The following is a 12,454-nucleotide window of genomic DNA, read 5'->3' as shown; positions in this document are numbered from 1 at the left end:
CCACGCTAGTGGTCAACGTCCGAACAGAACGACCGACGCCGTGAAGCCGTGTACGAAGTTGGCTCCGCCGACCGGGCCGAACTCCCCGGCACAGAACATCCCGGCCACCGGGCCGCCGCGCAGAGCCTCCGAGACGACGGCGGCATCGTGGTCCTGTACCCCGAACAGATGTGAGCCACGACCGTTGCAGGTGAAGACGAGGGCGGCCTCCGCCCGGGGCCGGTCGTTCATGAGTTCGCGGAGGTCCTCATCAGCCGTCGCGGCATCGCGAACGTGGAACTGGACGGTCGATCCGACCTCGACGAGGGCCCCGACGGTGACCGACCCCGAAGCCTCGTCGGCTCCCACCACGCCTCGCACCAGGAAGTCGCCGCGCTGGAAGTCGATCTTCGACTCGTCGATCACCAGGCCGACGTGCAGGCCACGTCCCATGAGGTCGCGTTCGTCGTCGTCGGCCTCGTCGATCAGGGTGCGCAGACGTTCGAGGGCCGGCCGTCCCGCGAGTTCGTGGATCACGTTGCGCTCGGCGGCCGTGACGATGAAGGGTGCGCCGACGGGTCGGCAGCCCTGGGAGACGACCGTGTCGATCCTGAGGCCGGGGGGCAGGAGGGCGCCGACCGCCCCGGAGCTGTGGACGGCGTCGTCGAGGATCAGGCGGTTCCCGCCCGGGCTGGCCGCGCCGGACGCGAGGCCTCCGACGATGCGCAGGTCGGCCGTGTCGTCCTGGCCGAGGCTCGAGACGAACGCCTCACCCGGAAAACTGAAGGGGTCCGCGATCAACAGGAGCGTTCCACCCTTGCTGGTCGCCTCGAGGGGGAGCCCGGCCACGGCGACGCCCTCGGGGGTCGACAGGGTCTCGAGGTGCACGGCAGGCGGAACCGCGCCGAGCCGCGCTGCCCACAGACTCACCGCCGGGCGTTCTTCGACCTCGCGCCCACCGCCGAGGACCGATACCGCCGTCCCGCCGACGAGGCGCAGTGGGGCGAGCACCTCGTTGACCGTGGTGACGATCTCGTCGATGTGGTCCCCGTGGGCTCCGCTCACGAAAACGACGGCGAGGTCGGGGCGGGTCCCGAGGGCCTCACGGACCTCCCCGACGACCTCTCCGGTGGCGTGGCTCGCGAGAGGATGCTCGGACAGCGCGGCGGCGTAGCTCATCGAGCGCGAGGTCGTCGACTCAGGCGTCGACGGGCTCGAGAAGTGTGTAGGGCACGACCGTCACCGCTCCGGCGTCGACGCGACAGTGCGCCTCCACCGTGTCGGCGGCGGGGTAGTCGAGTTCGGCGCGCACGAGTCTGTAGCTGAACCTGCCCGGCTCCACCTGCAGTGGCTGGACGTTGCGTGCGATCTGTTCCCCACCACGTCGGAACACGACTTCGAGGGCACCGGTGCCGGCCTCTCCGGGCGCGCAGCGCACGATCACGACCAGGTGGGGGGTGACGGTCACGGGAAACGGGCCCGGTGCGGGCGCCGAGAACTGGACGCCGGTCAGGTCGAGACGGGTGGTCGGCCCCGGCACCTGCCGGGTGGCGATGTCGTCCAGGAAGAGGGCCGCGACGATGTCCACGGGGCGCAGGCTAACGGGAAGCAGTGCCGACCAGGGTGTCGTGACGGACCTCTGCGAGGCGCAGGGCCCGCGCGATCACGATGACGTGCCAACCGGGGTCGATCTGTGGTCGTCGGAACGAGAAGCGAGCGGTGGTCGGCATTGCGTGGTGGTTGTTGTGCAGGCCCTCGCCGGCGGTGAGAAAGGCGAGCCACTGCAGATTCGTCGCGCTGTTGGGGTGGTCGCGCCGTCCGAACGTATGGGCGAGGGCGTTGACGCACCCGCCGAGGCCGACGTACGCGATCACGTGCACAGCGAAGGCCAGGGGTCCGGCCCACCAGCCGAGGGTGAGGATCAGGATCGCCACCGTCAGGCCCATGCCCAGCCAGCCCTTCTCGAGGAGGTGGCGGTCCAGTCCCGTGCGGGGGATGTCACGCGCGTAGCGCCGCGTGTTCTCGTCGTCGTGGGCCACGCGGCGGTACAGCAGTGCGTTGAGGAACTGGACGCGTACCCATCCGAGGCGGGCCGGGGAATGGGGATCGTCCTCGGTGTCGGTGGCGGCGTGATGGCGGCGGTGAACGGCGACCCACTGGCGGGGTTGGATGCCCGTGAGCATCCACAGCATCACGCGGAACACCGTCGTGAGCGGTTCACGGATCCGCAGCGCCTTGTGGCTCAGTGCGCGGTGGAGCCACACGGAGGTGATGACGTTGGCGACCTGGGTCAGAGCGAGGCCCACTGCGATGGCGACGATGATCGTGATGAGCACGGCGGGTTGGACCCCCCGGGGAGGGCATCGGTTACGTGTCCGGCCCGAGGGCCACCGGCGGCCGCGCCCGAGGCTCTAGTGTCGTGGGTGATGACCCGGTTCCTCGTGCCCGTGCTGTTCGCCGGTCTGGCGATCGGTTCCTTCGTCGTCGCCGACCGCAGTTCTCCCGAACTCCCCGAACCCGTGGTCGAGTCGATCGACGTGACCGTGACGCCGATCCTGTCCGCACGTCGTGTGCCCGATCTCCTGGTGGAGCCGCTGTCGCGCGACGCTCTCGCCGAGGACCTCTCAGAGCTCGTGACCCGGGCGCCGGCGTCGAGTTGTCTCGTCGCCTCGGCGGGTGGTGAGGATCTGTTCGTTCACAACGGGGAGCTGAATCTCGTGCCGGCGTCGGTGCAGAAGCTCGTGACGGCGGCCGCGGCGCTCACCGAACTCGGTCCGGACTACACGTTCTCCACCCGCATCCTCGCGACGGCGGCTCCGGTGGACGGTGTGGTCTCGGGTGACCTGTTCCTCGTGGGGGGTGGTGATCCGCTCCTCGCCACACCCGGGTACATCGCCACCTTCCGGGAGCAGCCGCAGATCCACTCGCCGATCGAGGCGCTCGCCGACGAGCTGGTGGCCGGCGGGCTGACCAGGATGACCGGCTCGGTCGTGGCCGTGGAGCGCCGCTACGACGAAGTCCGCTACGTCGAGACGTGGCCCGAGCGCTTCGTCACCCAGGGACAGTCGGGTCCGTTGAGCGCGTTGACGATCAACGACAACTTCGAGGAATTCCCCGCAGAGCGGGGCACCGCCGTACCGGTGCCGCCGTCGGATCCCGCTCTCTTCAACGCAGGCCTCTTCGACGACCTGCTCGAGGAACGGGGCGTCATCGTGTCGGCGTCACCGCGCGAGGCGGGGCCCGACGAGGACCTCACCTCGCTGGTCGAGGTCGCGGTGTTGGAATCGCCGCCGCTGTCGCAGATCGTCGTGCAGATGCTGTCCACGAGCGACAACGTGACGGCCGAGCTGCTCCTCAAGGAGATCGGCCTCGTACGCAACGGCGTGGGGACGACGTCGGAGGGCGCTGCGGCCGCGGTGGAGATCCTCGCCGAGGCGGGCTTCCCGACCCCGGACCTACCGCCGCGTGACGGTTCGGGTCTCGATGAGGGCAATTCCGTGACCTGTGACTTCATCGTCGACCTCCTCGAGTCCTTCGGAGCGGACTCCGACCTGGCCTCCGGTCTCGCCATCGCCGGCGAGACGGGGACGCTGCGCGACCGGTTCACAGGAACGGGCCTGGAGGGCCGGCTCATCGCGAAGACCGGGAGCCTCAACGGTGTCGGGACCCTCGCCGGATTCGTCGAGACCGACGCCGGGCGGTCGGTGACGTTCGCCTTCCTCGTCAACGGGACCATTCCGCCGGATCTGTTCGACCTCCAGGCCGAGGTGGGACTCGAGATCGCCCAGTATCCCGAAGGGCCCTCACCCGAAGCGGTCGCACCGGTCACGTTCGCGTCGTGACCGAGGGTGACGGAGCGGACCCGGACGGAGGGCTCAAGGGGGACACGACGATGCCGATGTTCCCGCTCGGCTCGGTTCTGTTCCCGGCGATGCCGCTGCCGCTGCGGGTTTTCGAGCCCCGCTACGTGAAGCTTCTCGGCGACTGCATCGATGGCGACTCCCGGTTCGGAGTGGTCCTGATCGAACGGGGCAGCGAGGTCGGCGGGGACGACGTCCGCACCGACATCGGCACGGTCGCCCGGCTCGTTACGGTTTCGACCATCGCCCCCGACCAGTACGCCGCCGTAGCGGTCGGCGAGGAGATCGTCGATGTCGTCGAATGGCTCGACGACGATCCGTACCCCCGCGCTGTCGTGCGGCCGCGAGCCGGCCGCTCCGACGAGATCGACGAGGCGCGGCTCGCCGCGGTCACCGCGAAGTTCCGTCGGGTCCTGGCGATGCACTCGGAGATGGTCGGAGGGGCGGCCCCGGCGACCGTCGAGCTCGTGGACCGGGACGACGTGCGGGTCTACCAGATGGCCGCCATGGCGCCCCTGGGGCCCTTCGACCAGCAGCGGCTGCTCGCCGCGAACGGATCCGCGGCCCGACTCGATCTGGTCGCGACCATGCTCGACGAGGTGGAGGAACTGCTCCGGGCGGGCTTTGCCGCCGACACCGAACCCGGTCCCGAGATCGAAGAGGAGTGAGGTACCGGGAGAGCCGGGGAGCCTGTGTAGGCTTGGCGGTCACGTTCTGAGGAGGGGCATCGGTGAGTGACACCGCAGCCGGCAACAAGAACAACACCAAGAAGGGCCCGAAGGAGACGGTCGAGGAGCTCAAGGAGCTCGTCGTCGGTTACGCCCGTCAGGAGACGGTGGAGCCGCTCAAGCGGCTCGGGCTCTGGGTGGGATACGGGATCGGCGGGGCGCTGCTCGTCTCGATCGGTCTCATCATCATGTCCATCGGTGGTCTGCGGGCACTGCAGACGCAGACGGGTGAGCACCTGACCGGAAGTCTCACCTAAATGCCCTACGCGATCACCGTCGGCGGTCTCATCATCATCATGGGGATCTTCGCCGCACTCATGACCCGTAGCGCCGATCTCGACGAGGATGCAGAGGAGCGCAGGTGAACGACACCCCACGGATAACCCCCGACGACATCGAGGCGAAGTTCGACGAGCTCGCGGGCGAGATCGACGATGCGGCCGACAACAGCCGTGACACGGCGAAGAAGGCGGCGGTCGTGGGACTGCTGGTCCTGATCGTGTTGGCCTTCCTGCTGGGCCGCCGCCGCGGCGCGCAGTCGAAGACGGTCGTCGAGATCCGTCGACTCTGAACCGTGGGACTGATGCGGTTCCTACGCCCGATGCGGATCCTGCGCCGCAAGGCGGTCCTGTCGGGCGTCCTCGGTGGCAGCCGCTTCTGGCTCGTCGCCGGAGGCGCCGCGTGGGTGGCCCACTGGGCAGGTCGGGTTCTCGGGACCTCCGAGCCGGTTCCCGTCTACACCGAGGAACTCGGCGTCGGCGAGCGGATCATCGTGGCCCATCTGCCCCTTACGCCCGGCGCGGAGGCCAAGGCCGCCCGTCGTGCGCGCCGCGCCTCGCGACGCTCCTGACCGTCCCGGGTGGCTCCCGGTCCCATCGCCGCCATGATGGTGCCCCCATGGAGGTCCATCAGCGAAACCCGACGAAGGTCACGACGATGAAGGGCCCGGTCTCGGTCGTGGGACTACTCGGCCGCCTCGGCGTCAACCGTGAGTCCGTCCTCGTGATCCGCGACGGTGAGATCGTGCCCGGCGACGCCATGCTGGCGGACGACGCGGTCGTCGAGATCCGACCGGTCATCTCGGGCGGGGCGGTGAGCTCGTGAAGTGTCGGGTCTGCCGGGGGCCCGCGGTCGTCGACCTGCGCCAGCACAACGCCAACTTCTGCCCCGACCACTTCGTGAAGTTCTGCCGGGACCAGGTCGTGAAGGCGATCGACGAACACCACATGATGGTCGAGGGCGACAGGGTGCTCGTCGCCGTCTCCGGAGGTAAGGACTCACTGGCGGTGTGGGACATCCTCGTCGACCTCGGCTACGAGGCCGACGGCCTGTGCATCCATCTCGGCATCGGCGACTACAGCACGAGTTCGGCTCGCTACGCCCGCGACTTCGCGCAGAGCCGGGGACTCACCCTCCGCGAGGTCCCCCGCGCGGACGACCACGGGATGACAGTGCCCGAGGCCGCCCGGGTGACGCGGCGCGTGCCCTGCTCGGCCTGCGGGACATCCAAACGCCACATCTTCGACCGCGTCGCCCTCGAGGGCGGCTACGACGTTCTCGTGACGGGCCACAACCTCGACGACGAGGCCGCCGTGCTGTTCGGCAACGTCATCCGGTGGCAGACCGACTACATCGGCCGTCAGCGTCCCGTGCTCGAAGCACGCGAGGGGTTCCCCCGCAAGGTGAAGCCGCTGGTGCGCCTCGGCGAGCGGGAGATGGCCGCCTACTGCATCATCCGGGGAATCGACTACATCGTCGAGGAGTGTCCGATGGCCACCGGAAACAGTCACCTCCAGTTCAAGGAGTTGCTGAACGCCCTCGAGGTCGAGTCACCCGGCACCAAGCACGACTTCTACCACGGCTTTCTTCGCCGGGCGTCCACACGGTTCGCTGCTGAGACCGACGCCGGCGCCGACGGTCTGGGTGAGTGCGCTTCGTGCGGGGCGCCGACGACGGCCGAGGTGTGCGCCTTCTGCCGCCTGGTGGCACGGGTCGCGAACGCCGGCGGCGACGCGCAGGTGTCGATCACCGCGCCGGGGTCCGGTGCACACGGTGGTTGACGGGACGGCGCGGGGCGACGGCCGCCCACTCGTCGCGGGCGACATCGTCCTCCTCGTGGACCGCAAGGACCGGCGGTACATGTTCGCCCTTCGCGCCGACGGCGAGTTCCACACCCACAGCGGCGTGTTGGCCCACACCGAGTTGATCGGCCTCCGGGAGGGCCAGACGGCCAAGAGCACCGGGGCGTCTTCCTTCGTGGTGTGGCGGCCGACCCTGTCGGACTACGTGCTGAAGATGAAGCGCGGCGCGCAGATCATCTACCCCAAGGACATCGGCCCCATCCTGATGCTGGCCGACATCGGGCCAGGCGTGCGGGTCCTCGAGTCCGGCATCGGCAGCGGTGCGCTCTCGCTCGCGATGCTGCGGGCGGGGGCCGACATCGTGGGCTACGAACTACGCGAGGACTTCGCGGAGCGGGCCGTGCGGAACGTGACGGACTTCTTCGGTGACGTGCAGGACCGCTACCGGGTCGAGATCCGGTCGGTGTACGACGGCATCGACGAGGTCGATCTGGACGCGGTGGTCCTGGACCTGCCGGAGCCGTGGCTCGCCGTGGACCATGCCACCGTCGCGCTGCGTCCAGGGGGCATCCTTGTCGGGTACACGCCGAGTATCACCCAGGCGGTCACCCTGAGAGAGGCGTTGGCCGACAGGGGATTCGCGCGTGCCGAGACGTTGGAGGTCCTCAACCGGACGTGGCACATCGACGGGCAATCCGTGAGACCGGATCATCGGATGGTCGCCCACACGGGCTTCCTCACCCACGCACGGCGGTCGTCGAGCTGACCTGCCCGGGAGTCGGGCGTCGGTGAATCTGCTCGACCTGGTCGTCCTGGCCCTCGCTGTCGCCTCGGGCGTCGTCGGCTACCAACTGGGCTTCCTTCGACGCATCTCCACCTGGATCGGCGCTGCGGCCGGACTGCTCGTCGCTGTCCTGCTGCTCCCGGAGATCGCCGAACTCTATGACGACTCGTCGAACTTCACCGTGCTCATGCTGATGCTCGGCGTGGTCGTCGCGACGACCACCGCCGGCGAACTCGTCGGCGTGCTCGTCGGAAACTCCCTGCGGCTGGTCCTGCCGCCCCCGTTTCGGCTCGTGGACCGCGCCGTGGGAGCCCTGGCCGGCGTCGCGGTGGTGGCCTTCGTCCTTTGGCTCCTGTTGCCGACGATGGCGAGGACGCCGACGTGGCCGGCGGAACAGGCACGCGGGTCGGTCGTCGCATCGGTGGTCCAGGACGTGTTGCCCGACGCCCCCGATGCGATCGACGGCATCCGGGCCGTCGTCGGCGACGACGGCTTCCCCGACGTCCTGTCCGGTCTCACCGCGGCGCCGTCGACCGCCGACCCACCGACGACGTCGGGCGTGCTCCAGCCGGTGCGTGAGCTGGTGGCGCCGAGCATCGTGAAGGTCGTGTCCGAAGGCTGCTCGCGCGTGCAGCAGGGCACCGGCTTCATCGCGGAGGCGGGGATCGTCGTGACCAACGCGCACGTGGTCGCCGGTGGCGACCGGGTCGATGTCGTGTCCGACGAGTTCGGCGAGATCCGGGCGCAGGTCGTGGTCTTCGATCCGGTCACCGACCTCGCCGTACTGTCGGTTCCTGCCCTGGTCGGACGGCCGCTACCGCTGGCGGACGGGGTCGAGGGCTCCGAGGGGGCCGTGTTCGGTCATCCTGGTGGGGGAGTGCTGGAGCTCTCGCCGTTCCGAATCGAGTCCACGATCGACGCCCGCGGTGGCGACGTCTACGGGTCCGCCGATGTCGTCCGCCGGATCCACGTCCTGGCGGCCCGTCTGGAGGGAGGCGACTCCGGCGGGCCGCTCGTCGGCCCCGATGGGTCCGTGGTGGGCGTCGCATTCGCGATCGCCCCGGATGCTTCCGATGTCGCCTACGGCGTGCGGACCGAGTCGGTGCGGGCGATCCTCGCTGCACCGCGCGGTGAGGCACTGGTCACGGCCTGCGTGCAGTGAGCCGGCCCCGGACGCGCACGGAGGCGTCCCGGGGGACGCCTCCTGTGGTTCGATCTAGCAGAGATGGGTGCCCGATGGCGGCGACCCGTCGGTCACTCGACCTCGATGAAGATGCACTCTCCGGGGCATTCCTCGGCGGACTCGATGGTCGCCTCCTCCTGCCCGCTGGGAACCACGGCGAGGCCCTCCGGGCCGCCCGGATCCGCGAAGACCTTGTCGCCTTCCTTCACGTAGGCGAGGCCGTCGTCGAGGAGGGTGAAGACGTCGGGCGCGATCTCCTCGCACAGCCCGTCACCGGTGCACAGATCCTGATCGATCCAGACCTTCATCTCGATGGAACCTCTTTCGGTAGAGCGGTCACGCCGCCGCTGGTCACGGGTGCGGCGGGAACCGTATCCCATGCGCACCGCTCGGCGACACATCGCAGTGTAACGGAGCCGGATCAATAAACCCGGTCATCGGCGTGATAATTGCACCGGGGCCACGACATCGCCTCCGGGTGACGACCGTGTAGGGTCCGCATCGAGGTCGAAGAGGAGGTTCGCAGCCGTCGACACCACCGGTCCCGAAGAGACTCCCGGCGACGATCTGCCCGCGTTGCGGGCGACGGTCCGGGCACTCGAAGAGGAGCTCATCGCGCTCCGTCGGCGCCTGCGTGACGCCCCGAAGCGGGTCCGGACCCTCGAGGAGCGACTGCTCGAGACGAAGGGCCAGCTCTCCCAGGCGGTGAGTCACAACGAGAAGCTGACGTACACCCTGCGAGAGGCCCGCGAACACATCTCCGCCCTGCGCGAAGAGGTCGAGAAGCTCACCCAGCCGCCGTCGGCCTATGGAATCGTCGTCGGCATCAACCCCGAGGACGAAACCGCTGACGTCTTCTCGGGCGGCCGCAAGATGCGCGTCGCGGTCCAGTCCGAGATCCTCGACGGGCTCATCCGCGGTCAGGAGGTCGTGCTCAACGACTCGCTCAGCGTGATCCTCGCCCGCGGGGCCGAGCGCACCGGCGAGATCGTGCAGTTCAGAGACCTGCTGGCAGACGGCCAGCGGGCGGTGGTGATCGGCCGCGCCGACGACGAACGGGTGGTCGAGCTCAGCGCCGACCTCCTCGGTGTGCCCCTGCGGGCAGGCGACACCGTCCTCATGGATCCGCGTTCGGGGCTGTTGCTCGAGAAGCTCCCACGGCCCGAGGTCGAGGAGCTCGTGCTCGAAGAGGTGCCCGACATCTCCTACGACGACGTCGGCGGACTGGACGTGCAGATCGAGCAGATCATCGACGCGGTCGAGCTGCCGTTCGTGCACCAGAAGCTCTTCGCCACCTACGCGCTCCCCGCCCCCAAGGGCATCCTGCTCTACGGCCCGCCGGGGTGTGGAAAGACGCTGATCGCCAAGGCGGTAGCGAGCTCCCTGGCCCGCAAGGTCGCCGAGGTGTCCGGTGACACCGAGGCCCGTTCCTACTTCTTGAACATCAAGGGCCCGGAGCTGTTGAACAAGTACGTCGGCGAGACCGAGCGGCAGGTCCGTCTCGTCTTTCAGCGGGCGCGCGAGAAGTCCGAAGAGGGCTGGCCGGTCATCATCTTCTTCGACGAGATGGAATCACTGTTCCGCACACGCGGCACCGGGATCAGCTCGGACATGGAGTCGACTGTCGTCCCCCAGCTGCTCGCCGAGATCGACGGCGTGGAGGCCCTCAAGAACGTGATCGTCATCGGGGCTTCGAACCGCGAGGACCTGATCGACCCGGCCATCCTGCGACCGGGTCGTCTCGACGTGAAGATCAAGATCGACCGTCCCGACCGTGACGCGGCGGTGTCCATCTTCGCCCGTTACCTCACTGTCGACGTGCCCATCGCCGCCGACGAGATCGAGGGACCCGGCGGGGGCGATCCCGAGAAGGCCGTGCGGGCGATGATCGAGCACGCCGTCGCGGAGATGTATTCCGTCGACGAGCGCAACCGGTTCCTCGAGGTCACCTACCAGAACGGTGACAAGGAGATCATGTTCTTCAAGGACTTCTCGTCGGGCGCCATGATCGAGAACATCGTGCGGCGGGCCAAGAAGCTCGCCATCAAGCGCACGATCGCCGGCGGGGCCGACGGGATCCGCACCGAGGACCTCACCGCGGCGGTCAGCCAGGAGTTCAAGGAGCACGAGGACCTCCCGAACACCACCAACCCCGACGACTGGGCGAAGATCTCCGGCAAGAAGGGCGAACGGATCGTGTTCGTCCGCACTCTCATCTCCAGCGACGAGGATCCCGTCGGTGGACGCTCGATCGAGCGGGTGGGAACCGGCCAGTACCTGTGAGCGGGCTCGGATAGGGTCCCCGCCGATGGCGACGCGCAAGATCTGTGGAATCGAGACGGAGTTCGGAATCGTCCACCGCGGCGTTGAGGAGTCCAACCCGATCTCGGCGAGTTCGCTTCTGATCAACGCCTATCTGGCCCACGTGTCGGCCACCGGGGCCCGCGGACCGGCCCCGAAGGTCGGATGGGACTTCGAGGACGAGAGTCCCGCCAGCGACGCCCGGGGGATCGTGCCGGTCGGCGCGATGGCGCCCGAGGTCGAGACGCACCTGGTCAACGCCGTGTTGACGAACGGCGCCCGCTACTACGTCGACCACGCCCATCCCGAGCTGTCGACCCCCGAATGCGGCGACGCCCGCAGCATCGTGGTCTACGACCGCGCCGCCGAGGAGATCCTGCGCGCCTCGATGACCGCCGCCCGGGGGATCCTGCCACCGGGCGAGGAGCTCGTGGTCTACAAGAACAACTCGGACGGCAAGGGCAATTCCTACGGCTGCCACGAGAACTACCTCATGGACCGCGCCACCCCGTTCGGACGGATCGTCGTCGGCGCGACGACCCACTTCGTGACACGCCAGATCTTCACCGGGGCCGGCAAGGTCGGCACCGAGGCACCGGGTTCATCGTCTGAGGAGGTCCCCTTCCAGCTCACCCAGCGTGCCGACTTCTTCGAAGAAGAGGTGGGTCTGGAGACGACGCTGAAGCGGCCGATCATCAACACCCGCGACGAGCCTCATGCGGATGCCCAGCGCTACCGCCGTCTCCACGTGATCGTCGGGGACGCCAACATGTCGGAGGTCGCGACGTTCCTCAAGGTGGGCACGACCGCCATCGTCCTCGCGATGATCGAGGACGACGCCCTCGGCCGGGAGATCGCGATCGCGTCGCCGGTACGGTCGCTGCGATCCGTCAGCTACGACGTCGGCCTGAGCGCAACGCTGGCTCTGGCCGACGGCACACGCGCCACCGCCCTCGAGATCCAGTGGGAACTGCTCGACAGCGCCCGCAAGTACGCGGAGACCTTCGGCCTCGACTGTGTCGGTGCGGAGGTCGGCGCCGAGGTGCTCGACCGGTGGGAATCGGTGCTGGCGGGACTCGAGGAGGACCCGATGTCGGTCGCGGCGCAGGTCGACTGGGTTGCCAAGCGGCGCCTGCTCGAGGCCTACCGTGAGCGCACCGGCTGCGACGTCGGTGACGCCCGCCTGAGGGCCCTGGATCTGCAGTACCACGACCTGCGTCCCGAACGTTCGGTGTCGTCGCGGGTCGGGCTCGAGACCATGGTGACGGCGGCCGAGGCCACCGAGGCCATCTCCGAGCCCCCGCTCGACACACGGGCCTATTTCAGGGGCCGGTGCCTGCAGCGCTTCGCCGATGAGATCGTCGCAGCCAACTGGGATTCCATCGTCTTCGACGTGGGGGACGAGCCGTTGAGGCGGGTCCCGATGATGGAACCGTCCCGCGGTACCGCCGAACACGTCGGTAGGTTGATCGATGAGAGCAGGACCGCAGCAGAGCTGTTGGCCCGGCTCGACGGTTGAACGGTCCGTCGGAACACGA

15 protein-coding genes are annotated in these 12,454 nt (G+C 68.7%); 11 read left to right on the top strand and 4 right to left on the bottom strand.

All coding sequences use genetic code 11. The annotated features are described in order from the left end of the window. Positions 1–12 precede the first annotated feature (12 nt). The 3 genes from RIE08_11485 to RIE08_11475 are packed head-to-tail and all read right to left on the bottom strand — an operon-like array spanning position 13 to position 2,315. Entirely contained in the window at positions 13–1,158 is a 1,146-nt protein-coding gene (locus RIE08_11485) for an FIST N-terminal domain-containing protein (protein ID MEQ8718219.1), read from the bottom strand. A 19-nt stretch (positions 1,159–1,177) separates the two neighbouring features. After that, on the bottom strand, positions 1,178–1,567 hold the full coding sequence (locus RIE08_11480; GenBank protein MEQ8718218.1) for a hypothetical protein: 390 nt from the start codon (positions 1,565–1,567) through the stop codon (positions 1,178–1,180). Between the two features lie 10 nt (positions 1,568–1,577). After that, a complete protein-coding gene (locus RIE08_11475) occupies positions 1,578–2,315 on the bottom strand; it encodes a fatty acid desaturase (protein MEQ8718217.1) in 738 nt (245 codons plus the stop codon). A 90-nt stretch (positions 2,316–2,405) separates the two neighbouring features. Between RIE08_11475 and dacB the strand changes: the two genes are divergently transcribed. From dacB to RIE08_11430, 9 genes are all read left to right on the top strand, one after another. Continuing rightward, the gene (gene dacB, locus RIE08_11470; protein ID MEQ8718216.1) at positions 2,406–3,821 is read left to right on the top strand and encodes a D-alanyl-D-alanine carboxypeptidase/D-alanyl-D-alanine-endopeptidase; all 1,416 of its coding nucleotides are present in this window, start codon (positions 2,406–2,408) and stop codon (positions 3,819–3,821) included. Further along, positions 3,818–4,507, top strand: a complete 690-nt coding sequence (locus RIE08_11465) for an LON peptidase substrate-binding domain-containing protein (GenBank protein ID MEQ8718215.1) — start codon at positions 3,818–3,820, stop codon at positions 4,505–4,507. The genes dacB and RIE08_11465 overlap by 4 nt, the downstream gene beginning before the upstream one ends. Before the next feature lie 62 nt (positions 4,508–4,569). Then, entirely contained in the window at positions 4,570–4,824 is a 255-nt protein-coding gene (locus RIE08_11460; GenBank protein ID MEQ8718214.1) for a hypothetical protein, read from the top strand. Positions 4,825–4,928: 104 nt separating this feature from the next. Continuing rightward, positions 4,929–5,138 (top strand): hypothetical protein, encoded by a 210-nt coding sequence (locus RIE08_11455; protein ID MEQ8718213.1) that lies wholly within the window; start codon positions 4,929–4,931, stop codon positions 5,136–5,138. A 3-nt stretch (positions 5,139–5,141) separates the two neighbouring features. Beyond that, the gene (locus RIE08_11450; GenBank protein MEQ8718212.1) at positions 5,142–5,417 is read left to right on the top strand and encodes a hypothetical protein; all 276 of its coding nucleotides are present in this window, start codon (positions 5,142–5,144) and stop codon (positions 5,415–5,417) included. A gap of 47 nt (positions 5,418–5,464) precedes the next feature. Next, positions 5,465–5,671 (top strand): MoaD/ThiS family protein, encoded by a 207-nt coding sequence (locus RIE08_11445; GenBank protein MEQ8718211.1) that lies wholly within the window; start codon positions 5,465–5,467, stop codon positions 5,669–5,671. Continuing rightward, positions 5,668–6,627, top strand: coding sequence for an ATP-binding protein (locus tag RIE08_11440; GenBank protein MEQ8718210.1), 960 nt, complete (start codon positions 5,668–5,670; stop codon positions 6,625–6,627). The genes RIE08_11445 and RIE08_11440 overlap by 4 nt, the downstream gene beginning before the upstream one ends. Next, a complete protein-coding gene (locus RIE08_11435) occupies positions 6,620–7,414 on the top strand; it encodes a tRNA (adenine-N1)-methyltransferase (GenBank protein ID MEQ8718209.1) in 795 nt (264 codons plus the stop codon). Before RIE08_11440 ends, RIE08_11435 begins: the two co-directional genes overlap by 8 nt. 22 nt (positions 7,415–7,436) lie before the next feature. Continuing rightward, positions 7,437–8,594, top strand: coding sequence for a MarP family serine protease (locus tag RIE08_11430; GenBank protein ID MEQ8718208.1), 1,158 nt, complete (start codon positions 7,437–7,439; stop codon positions 8,592–8,594). 92 nt (positions 8,595–8,686) lie between these two features. Here the strand turns inward: RIE08_11430 and RIE08_11425 are convergent, their stop codons facing one another. After that, positions 8,687–8,923 (bottom strand): ferredoxin, encoded by a 237-nt coding sequence (locus tag RIE08_11425; protein MEQ8718207.1) that lies wholly within the window; start codon positions 8,921–8,923, stop codon positions 8,687–8,689. Between the two features lie 268 nt (positions 8,924–9,191). On the opposite strand from RIE08_11425, the gene arc reads away from it, so the two are divergent. Next, positions 9,192–10,898 carry a proteasome ATPase gene (arc, locus tag RIE08_11420; GenBank protein ID MEQ8718206.1) on the top strand — a complete coding sequence of 569 codons (1,707 nt, stop codon included), beginning with the start codon at positions 9,192–9,194 and terminating at the stop codon, positions 10,896–10,898. A gap of 25 nt (positions 10,899–10,923) precedes the next feature. After that, on the top strand, positions 10,924–12,435 hold the full coding sequence (gene dop, locus RIE08_11415) for a depupylase/deamidase Dop (protein MEQ8718205.1): 1,512 nt from the start codon (positions 10,924–10,926) through the stop codon (positions 12,433–12,435). The last annotated feature ends 19 nt before the right edge of the window (positions 12,436–12,454 follow it).

It is taken from the genome of Acidimicrobiales bacterium (genome assembly GCA_040219085.1).
Taxonomy (GTDB): Bacteria; Actinomycetota; Acidimicrobiia; order Acidimicrobiales; family JAVJTC01; genus JAVJTC01.
The sequence above is the reverse complement of the archived record's forward strand: the minus strand, read 5'-3'. Positions and strand labels throughout refer to the sequence as shown.

Bases quoted from the DNA above. Each gene is read 5' to 3' on its own strand.
- RIE08_11485 (MEQ8718219.1), bottom strand. From the start codon at position 1,158: ATGAGCTACGCCGCCGCGCTGTCCGAGCATCCTCTCGCGAGCCACGCC.
- RIE08_11425 (MEQ8718207.1), bottom strand. From the start codon at position 8,923: ATGAAGGTCTGGATCGATCAGGATCTGTGCACCGGTGACGGGCTGTGC.
- RIE08_11445 (MEQ8718211.1), top strand. From the start codon at position 5,465: ATGGAGGTCCATCAGCGAAACCCGACGAAGGTCACGACGATGAAGGGC.
- dacB (MEQ8718216.1), top strand. From the start codon at position 2,406: ATGACCCGGTTCCTCGTGCCCGTGCTGTTCGCCGGTCTGGCGATCGGT.
- dop (MEQ8718205.1), top strand. From the start codon at position 10,924: ATGGCGACGCGCAAGATCTGTGGAATCGAGACGGAGTTCGGAATCGTC.